Here is an 8373-nt window from a genome sequence, read left to right on the forward strand (position 1 = left end):
ACGCCCGTTTTAGAATAGAACAACATTGCTATAGGAGTTACGGTTTTACACTTGACAGAGTTTTGCTCTGTAAGGCACAATATTAACAGAGTCAGACTCTGTTAGGGGAGTGTTCTATGGCCAGGGTTGTTAAGAAGCCGGAAGAGAGAAAAGAAGAATTGCTGGATATTGCAATCAAGCTGTTTATGGAGAAGGGCTATATCAATACTTCGGTCAAAGATATTTACACACAGGCTAACGGTTCGTTTGGCATGTTCTATCACCACTTTGCTTCGAAGGAAGAAATATTTGAAGCCGCCATGGTCAAGTATACCGACTTGTTCGTGTCCGGCATTTCCGAGATTTTGCAGGATAAGAGGATTCCCTATCCTGAGCGCTACAAGCGGGTTCTCATCCATTGGATGGGATTAATGAACGGCCGTGACAAGGTACGAGGGACCTGGCATGATGTTGAGGTGTTCCGTGTATTGTCCGGTAAAATGCTGAGCGGTGCGATCGATCCGGTGAGGCGTTATTTGGACGAGGGCATCGAGCAGAGATTGATAAAGACAGACGACAGCCATAGCTCTGCTATCTTTATAGTCTATGGAACTTTTGGATTGCTGAATGAAGAGAGAAGCCGCATCGGCAGTAATGACAATGCCCTGCATATTTTTGCCGAGGTCTCCCAAAGAATAGCGGCGATGCTGGATGCTGATGAAGGTATGTTTAATTTTGCAGAGGAGGAATAGTGTGCACAATGATTTATTTTCGATAGGCCCTTTTACGATTCATGGATACGGGGTGATGATCGCCATTGGTGTCCTCGCTGCTTACATGGTTATGATGAAGCGAGCCAGGCGGCTTAATATTGATAGCAGTCCTATGGATTCGCTAACTGTTTGGGTTCTGGTAGGTGGGGCCATCGGCGCCAAGGTTTTATTTTGGTTCACTCAGATTGGGAATATCTTGCAAAATCCTAGTCTCTTGCTGCTGACGATCACAGACGGCTTTGTGGTATACGGAGGGATTATAGGCGGCGTATTAGCCGGATATATCTATTGCCGGAAGAAGCAGATAGGGTTCCTGAAGTATTTTGACCTGATTATTCCTTCTGTAGCGCTAGCCCAAGGCTTCGGACGCATTGGCTGCTTTATGGCAGGCTGCTGTTATGGCAGGGAGACCGATAGTGCGTTTGGAGTGATGTTTCCAACCTCCTCGCTTGCCCCGGGTGGCGTACCGCTGATCCCCACACAGTTAATTTCAAGCGGCTTGGATTTCCTTCTGTTTGCGGCATTGATTGTCTATGCGAAGAGAAAAAAAGCCGAAGGCCAGGTAGCAGCGCTCTATTTAATCTTATATAGCGGAGGCCGGTTTATACTTGAATTTTTCAGAGGGGATATTATACGTGGAAGCGTCGGTATGCTATCGACCTCGCAATTTATAGCCATTTTCCTGTTCCTGATCGGATGCGGGATGTTCATAGCAAGGCAATATAAGGCCGCTATCTCACTGCGATAGGCAGTGATAACAGCGGCTTTGCTGTGTTTGTATTCTGATTACATCATTTTGGAAGCTTCTTCTCGCCGCTCTTAAAAATGGGTGATCTTCCTACGGATTTTCCACAAATCTCACTTTTGGCTGATCGAGAGTCTTCAGGCAGACCCCGGATTTCTAACCCATACCATAATGAATGCCAGCTGGATTTTTCTATTAAGCAAGGGTGCCAGGGCAGTTGCGTAAAAATACACCTTTTTCCAATACAAACACACATCAGATTGTAAGCGCTGTTATTTTATGATGAGGAGGAAGTCCCAATTTAAATAAAGGGGGTTGCTGCAATGAGACAATTCAAGCCGATCTTGGCTGCGCTGATGTCTTTGCTGCTGATAGTTTCGGCTTTTCCGACGTTTGCCGATCAGGCAAAGGCCGCGGCGGAAGGAAGCGGGGCTGCGGAGATACCCTCCGGCAAAGTCCTGATCAAGAACAAATGGAAGAGCAATTATTTATACGAAGCATCAGACGGTACGGTCAGATACGGTATGACGAATCCAGCCGACGAATCGGCACAGTGGGTCGTAGATACGGATCAAGGACAGTCGCGGATTAAGAATGTCAAGACAGGTCATTACATCACCGTGGCCAGGACGACACAGCGCTATCAAGCGCTGACGACGAACGAGACAGCAAACTCGCACGCGGAGACATGGATTATCGACAGGTCGAACCGGGCGGGGTATATGGTTATCCGCAGTGCAACGGTACCGGAGGGCAATCTCGTGATCCATGAGGAGGATCAGCTGGACTTTGCAGAGGCGAGCTCGGATATCAATATTACATTTGAGAGTCCACAGTGGGCTTTCATTGCGGTGGAGGGCAGTCCGGTCCGGATTGAGAGCTATATGCATCCCGGTAGTGTCATCTATGAGGAAGACGGGCTAGTTAAGCATGGCGCAAGGCCGGCTGACGATCTGATGTCGCATTGGTATATTGAGAGCAGCAGCGGGAACCAGATCACGATTCGCAATCGGGCCACCGGGCATTTCATGACTCAGAATGAGACAACCTGGGCAGGGATATTTGCCATAGATGAGGATCCGGCGCAGCCTGAGCTCAGCCGGTGGAAGCAGGAAGATGCGGTTAATCAGCCCGGTTATATTGCGTTTGAGAATGCAGGGCTGCCGGGGAATTGGATGAACCCACAATTTCCGGACGATAACAACGTGCGCTCGAACGATTGGGCCGGAGGGCCTGATGGGTTTAATGCTTTGTGGAAAGTTGTTCCGGCATCGGACCTGCCTGCTGTTCGAATCGCGGCATATACCGATGCCCCGGCCCCGGCAGATTTCCTGTATGAAGACGGAGGAGAAGTACGCTATGGTGCGATAGATCCGGCTTCAGGCTCGGACTCGCGTTATTTATGGATCATAGAGGATTACGATCTGAGCAAGCGAATCCGCAATGCGGCCAGCAATCATTATTTAAATATCGCCGGGGACCAGCTGTCGAGTGGAGAGGCCAGTGTGACTAACGCAACCTATGAGTGGTCGTTCACAGCCTCTGACAGCTATGACGATTACAATACGATTCGAAATGTCGGACGGCCTGAGCTGTATATTTCCACCGGATCAGGCGGCAGCGCGACGGTGACAACAGACGCGGACGGTCTTGGCTCGCAATGGGAGCTTGTGGACCCAGCGCTGGTTCTGGACGGATCGGATCAATATATTCGCATTCAGAATGTCTGGCAGCCATTTTACATATATGAGAATGCGGATGGCACGATAAAATACGGCAATATGCGCACGGACGATCAGCGCGATCAATGGCTCGTGGTCAAGCATGATGGCCGCAAGCTGCTGAAGAACCGGGAGACCGGCCATTACATGAATATTGCCGACATGCCTGACGGGCATATCCAGGCGACGCCGCTAAGCGATTTGTCTAACGTCGATGAGACCTATATCTGGAGCGGCAAAAATATCGGCGGAGGCACGTATCTACTCAGCAATGTTACGGATAAAGTGCCTGGCGAGCCTTTTACGAAGTTCATAACTATCCAGAATCTGAGTAAATATGCCGAGTACAGCGTCATTAATCCGAACTGGGGCAGCCCGCAGTGGAAGTTCCTCCCTGTAGGTGAGAAGCACCAACAGCTGTATCGCTTTCGCATTCCGGGAACCGAGGGCCAATATTTGCAGGATGAGCGGACAGCGGATTCGGTGACCGAGGTGACTTACGGCCCAGCGGATGATGAATATTCTATCTGGTTCCTGGATGAGAAGAATGGCGCGGATGGCCCGGTAATGATGAAGAATATGGGCAGCGGACGTTATCTGTCTATTCAGAATTTAGCGGATGCACAAGTGGAGAGTGAGGATGAGCCGGCGCTGACCGTAGAGGCCAGGTCTGAAGTTTACGATACCTGGGGCAGCATCAAATGGAAAATAGAGCAGCGGGATCAGGATGAAGTAAATATCAGAAGCGCTTGGACAGGACACTATCTATACGCCACGCTGAACGAGCAAGGTAAACCTGTCTTTAAAGTAAGCAGAGCGGAAGGAGCGGCGGATCGCGCGGAATCCATATTTATGGCCGAGCCTGCGCAAATCGCCGAGAAACCTCTGCCAGATGGACCTGTACGGATCAAGAGTGCATTGAATCATGCCTATTTATACGAAAATCGCTCCGGGGTTGTATTATATGGTGATCCGGCCGCAGATAATGGTTATTCGCATTGGGTGATTGAGCCATCGGCGGATGGACGGCAGCGCGTTCAGAACCGGGCTACAGGACATTATCTAATGCTGAATGAGAATTATAATTTCGTCGAGAGCAAGGAACTGTCTGGCGGGGACAGCACCGCTTCAATGTGGGCGATAAATCGCGTCGCAGGCGGGGATCAGGTTCTGATTCGCAGCCAATATGGCGATTACAATGATGAATTCATTCATGTTCAGAACAATACGGGGTATGCGGAACGAGGCCTGTACCCGGACTCCTCGGCATCGGTGCAGTGGGAGCTGGAGTCAGCGCCGTCGCAGTTCAGTACGCCTAATATGGACGAAGAACGCAACCTGAATACTGCCACACCTGTACAGGATGATACGAATGTCATAGCGATAGCGCCGCAAGGGGCTGGCGGCAAGGTGCTTGCAGAACAGAGCGGAACGATTCAGCTGGTTAGCGGAGATGAAGCGCATGCAGCTTCGAGATGGATTTTGCAGGATTTTAACGGACGGCATCTGATCAAGAATACGTCTACGGGTCACTATTTGTCACTGGATAAAAGCTTGAAGCTATCCGTATCGACGTCTATGAAGCCGTTGGGCGCGCAGTGGATATTAAATGAACCATTGGGCTATCGCACTTTGTCCAATGCCGTGGATGCAAGCGGTCTGCTGCAATACAACATGGACGGTATCTTCTATGGAACAGCAGCAGCAACTTCGGAATCGGCTCTTTGGAGCTTTACTCCTGTAGCTGCGGATATCGCCTATGCGGCGGGGGATGCCTTTAGGACAGACAAGGTGATCCGCTTTGCGGTTCATGCGCAGGAGCAAGGGGAATACAAGGGTCTAATTCGCTATAAAAATGACTCCGGCACCGAGCAGTTATTGAGTGTAAAAGTGAACGGACTGGAGGAGCAGTCAGCAGCATTTAAACCTTCGGGCGGCTTAAGCACTGTGGAAGTAAAGCTGAATTTGCGCGCCGGTATGAATACGGTATCGCTGAGCGGTGCAAATGGGGACCTATCGGCCGTGCAAATTGACAGTTTAACCGTCAAAAATAGCGTGAATAAAGCGTATCGCGGAGCAACGGTGCCTTATGTAAACTATGAAGCGGAGGATATGAAGACGAACGGTGTTCTGCTTGGGCCTTCGCGGAAGTACCGTAATATAGCTTCGGAAGCATCGGGACGTCAGGCAATCCAGTTGAAGCAGACAGGAGATTATGTGGAATTTGCCTTAGCTGAAGCGGCCAATTCGCTTGTTGTTCGCTATTCGATTCCGGATAGTATAGATGGAGCGGGCGATGAGCAGACCTTGTCGCTGTATGTAAACGGGCAATTCAAGCAGTCGCTTAAGCTGACCTCAAAATATGCCTGGGAGTACGGAAGCTATCCTTGGTCGAACGACCCTCGTCAAGGCAGTGGGCATCGCTTCTTCGATGAGATCCATGCGCTGATTGGCGATGTGCCGCAAGGAACAGTGATCCGACTGCAAAAGGATGCGGGGGATCAAGCCGACTTTTATGCCATTGATCTGGTTGACGTGGAGCAGGTGGCACCCGCTTATGAGATGCCGGAAGGCTTCGTATCGGTCATTGATTTTGGGGCGGTTCCGAACGATGGGCAGGACGATACGATGGCCTTGAAAGAGGCTTTGTCCGCAGCCAGAGACCGGGGAACCGGCGTATGGTTCCCGGCAGGCAGCTTTGACTTCGGCGATCAACTGCTGGATTTGGATGCAGCGGTAATTCGCGGTGCGGGGATGTGGTACACGACATTGAACGGAGCCAAGTTCTATGGACATGGAGGAACGGTAGAAGTCTATGACCTGCTGATCGACGGCGGCGTGAATGAGCGGGATGATGAAGCGTTCACCAATGCTTTTCATGGAGCATTTGGCCCGGGTTCGATCCTTCAGCAGGTGTGGATTGAGCATACCAAGGCCGGCCTTTGGCTCACGCAGCCAATCGGGGAGAAGGCACGGACCAACGAGCTGTACATGATGGGGCTCAGAATTCGCAATCTGATGGCCGACGGCATCAACTTCGCTGTAGGAACGACAAACAGTATGATGGAGCAGAGCGATATCCGCTATCCGGGCGATGACGGCATTGCGATGTGGTCATTTACTGACAGCAAGCTGACGGATATGAACGGCTCGGAGAGAACCCCTAGTGTGAACAATACGGCCCGCTTCAATACGGTGGCCTTGCCTTGGCTTGCGGACAACATCGTTGTATTTGGCGGCAGGGACAATAAGATCCAGGATAATATCGTCAAGGATACGGTAGCGAATGGTGCGGGGATTGCGGTATCCACTCGCTTTAACGCCGAGCCTTTTGTCGGAACGACGGTCGTGGAGCGGAATACGCTAATCCGGACCGGCAGCTATGATACCGGATATGGCGTGAGTCTGGGAGCGCTCTGGTTATTTGCCGGGGAGAGCGATATGAAGGGCAAGATTGTAGTTCAGGATAATGTAGTAAAAGACAGCACGTATGCCGGACTGATTGCCCATGGCGATTTTACGGTAGAGGCTGTCCTGCTGAGAAATATCGTCATCGATGGAACGGGAACCAACGGGGTTGATGTTACGTCAGTGCTTAAAGGTTCTGCAACCGTCGACAATGTGATTATTCGTGGAGATCGGATGAAGATGGTGTCCAATCCATCGTCTGCCTTCAGCTTTAAGGAGATTAACGAGGGCTTTGCTTCCGGAAAGAAGCCTTCGGTCGATCCGGAAGAACCCGGGAATCCAGGTCCCGGGGGAGGAGAGCATCCAGGTACAGGTAGCACTGGCGGGTTAAGTGGAGGAACTGGTACTGGCCAGTCTGCGGGTTCCTTGTCTGACTCTATCTTGCAGGAAGCTTTGCGCCAAGGTAAAACGGCGATTGAGCTGAAGACCGATGCTGAAGGCAGGGTGAATCTGACAGCGGCCGTATTAGCGGCAGCTGCGGCTGAACATCCGGAGGCGGTAATCGAGGCCAGGGGAGAAGGAGGATCGGTATACCGCTTCCCGCTTAGTCTGACCGATCAAGTAATCGAGCAGGCAGGTGTTGTGGATCAGAAGCAAGCGGTTGTGTCGATTCAAATTTCCTCTCAGAAGCAGGCAGGATTCAATGATAAGGCAAAACAGCAAGGCATGGAGCTGGTGGGAAATGCTATGGAATTCAGGGTTCAAGTCTCTGAAGGAGCCAAGACAGTCCAGATCGAGCGTTATGACGGAGCTAACTATGTTTTGCGCCAATGGATTGTAGACCGCGAGCTTGATCCATCAACTACGGTCGTTCTGCTGTATGATCCGGCAACCGGCAAGCTAAGCTATGTGCCGGCGTGGCTGGAGAATAACGCCGATGGAACGACTACTGTCATGGTGAAGAGTGCAGCGAACGGAATCTTTGTTGCTGCTCAGCATCCGGCAGCTTTTGCGGATATCGAAGGCCACTGGGCTCAGATGGCCATTGAGAAGCTGGCAGCAAGACAGATCCTGAACGGGGTCGGTGGGGATCTGTTTGCACCGCGGCAGCCTGTCAGCCGGGCTGAATTTGCCGCGATGCTCGTTAGAGCGCTTGATCTTCAGGGTAGCAGCAGTGGAGATGCTTCGTATAACGATGTGAAGTCCGATGCATGGTATGGAGATGCCGTTGCTGCGGCTGTTCATTACGGATTGGTGCAAGGCTATGCCGATCACAGCTTCCGTCCGAATGCGCAAATTACCAGAGAGGAAATGTCCGTAATGGGCGCGCGGGCGCTGCGGTTACTGCAGAACGGGGTGAAGCAGGGAACGGGCACGGAAGCGTTCCTGGCTGCCGGGGAGGGCACGGATCTGGTGTCGGGTTATGCCGACGGTCCACAGCTTCATCCATGGTCCCAGGCAGAAGCGGAGCTAATGCTCCAGGCAGGTATTATGCAGGGGCAAAGCCAAGATAAATTTGCTCCCGCCAGCCGCACGACAAGAGCGGAAGCGGCGGCCATCCTGTCCCGACTGCTTGCAGCAGTAAAGCTGCTCAATCCTTAGGAAATGGAATGGGTGAACGTGCAGAGTTGAGGGATGGAGGTTAACAAAGAGGGTGTCCCAAAAGTAAACCTTAGAACACCCTCTTCAAAGAAATAGGAAGATATTCGTAAAAAAACAAGGAGTTAAGCGGTCTATTTTCGCTTAG

General features: G+C 51.3%; 3 protein-coding genes. All 3 read left to right on the top strand.

Features of this window, described 5'->3' with window-relative positions:
* Nucleotides 1-116 precede the first annotated feature (116 nt).
* The 3 genes from DMN77_RS13960 (at nucleotide 117) to DMN77_RS13970 (ending at nucleotide 8228) form a co-directional block, all read left to right on the top strand.
* Nucleotides 117-731, top strand: coding sequence for a TetR/AcrR family transcriptional regulator (locus DMN77_RS13960; protein WP_068782434.1), 615 nt, complete (start codon nucleotides 117-119; stop codon nucleotides 729-731).
* Between the two features lies 1 nt (nucleotide 732).
* Nucleotides 733-1500 (top strand): prolipoprotein diacylglyceryl transferase, encoded by a 768-nt coding sequence (locus tag DMN77_RS13965; RefSeq protein ID WP_068782433.1) that lies wholly within the window; start codon nucleotides 733-735, stop codon nucleotides 1498-1500.
* Between the two features lie 320 nt (nucleotides 1501-1820).
* Nucleotides 1821-8228: an S-layer homology domain-containing protein gene (locus tag DMN77_RS13970; RefSeq protein ID WP_179015472.1), complete on the top strand. Its 6408-nt coding sequence runs from the start codon at nucleotides 1821-1823 to the stop codon at nucleotides 8226-8228.
* Nucleotides 8229-8373: the final 145 nt, after the last annotated feature.

The organism is Paenibacillus sp. 79R4, assembly GCF_013393165.1.
GTDB lineage: Bacteria > Bacillota > Bacilli > Paenibacillales > Paenibacillaceae > Fontibacillus.

Bases quoted from the DNA above. Each gene is read 5' to 3' on its own strand.
- DMN77_RS13960 (WP_068782434.1), top strand. From the start codon at position 117: ATGGCCAGGGTTGTTAAGAAGCCGGAAGAGAGAAAAGAAGAATTGCTG.
- DMN77_RS13970 (WP_179015472.1), top strand. From the start codon at position 1,821: ATGAGACAATTCAAGCCGATCTTGGCTGCGCTGATGTCTTTGCTGCTG.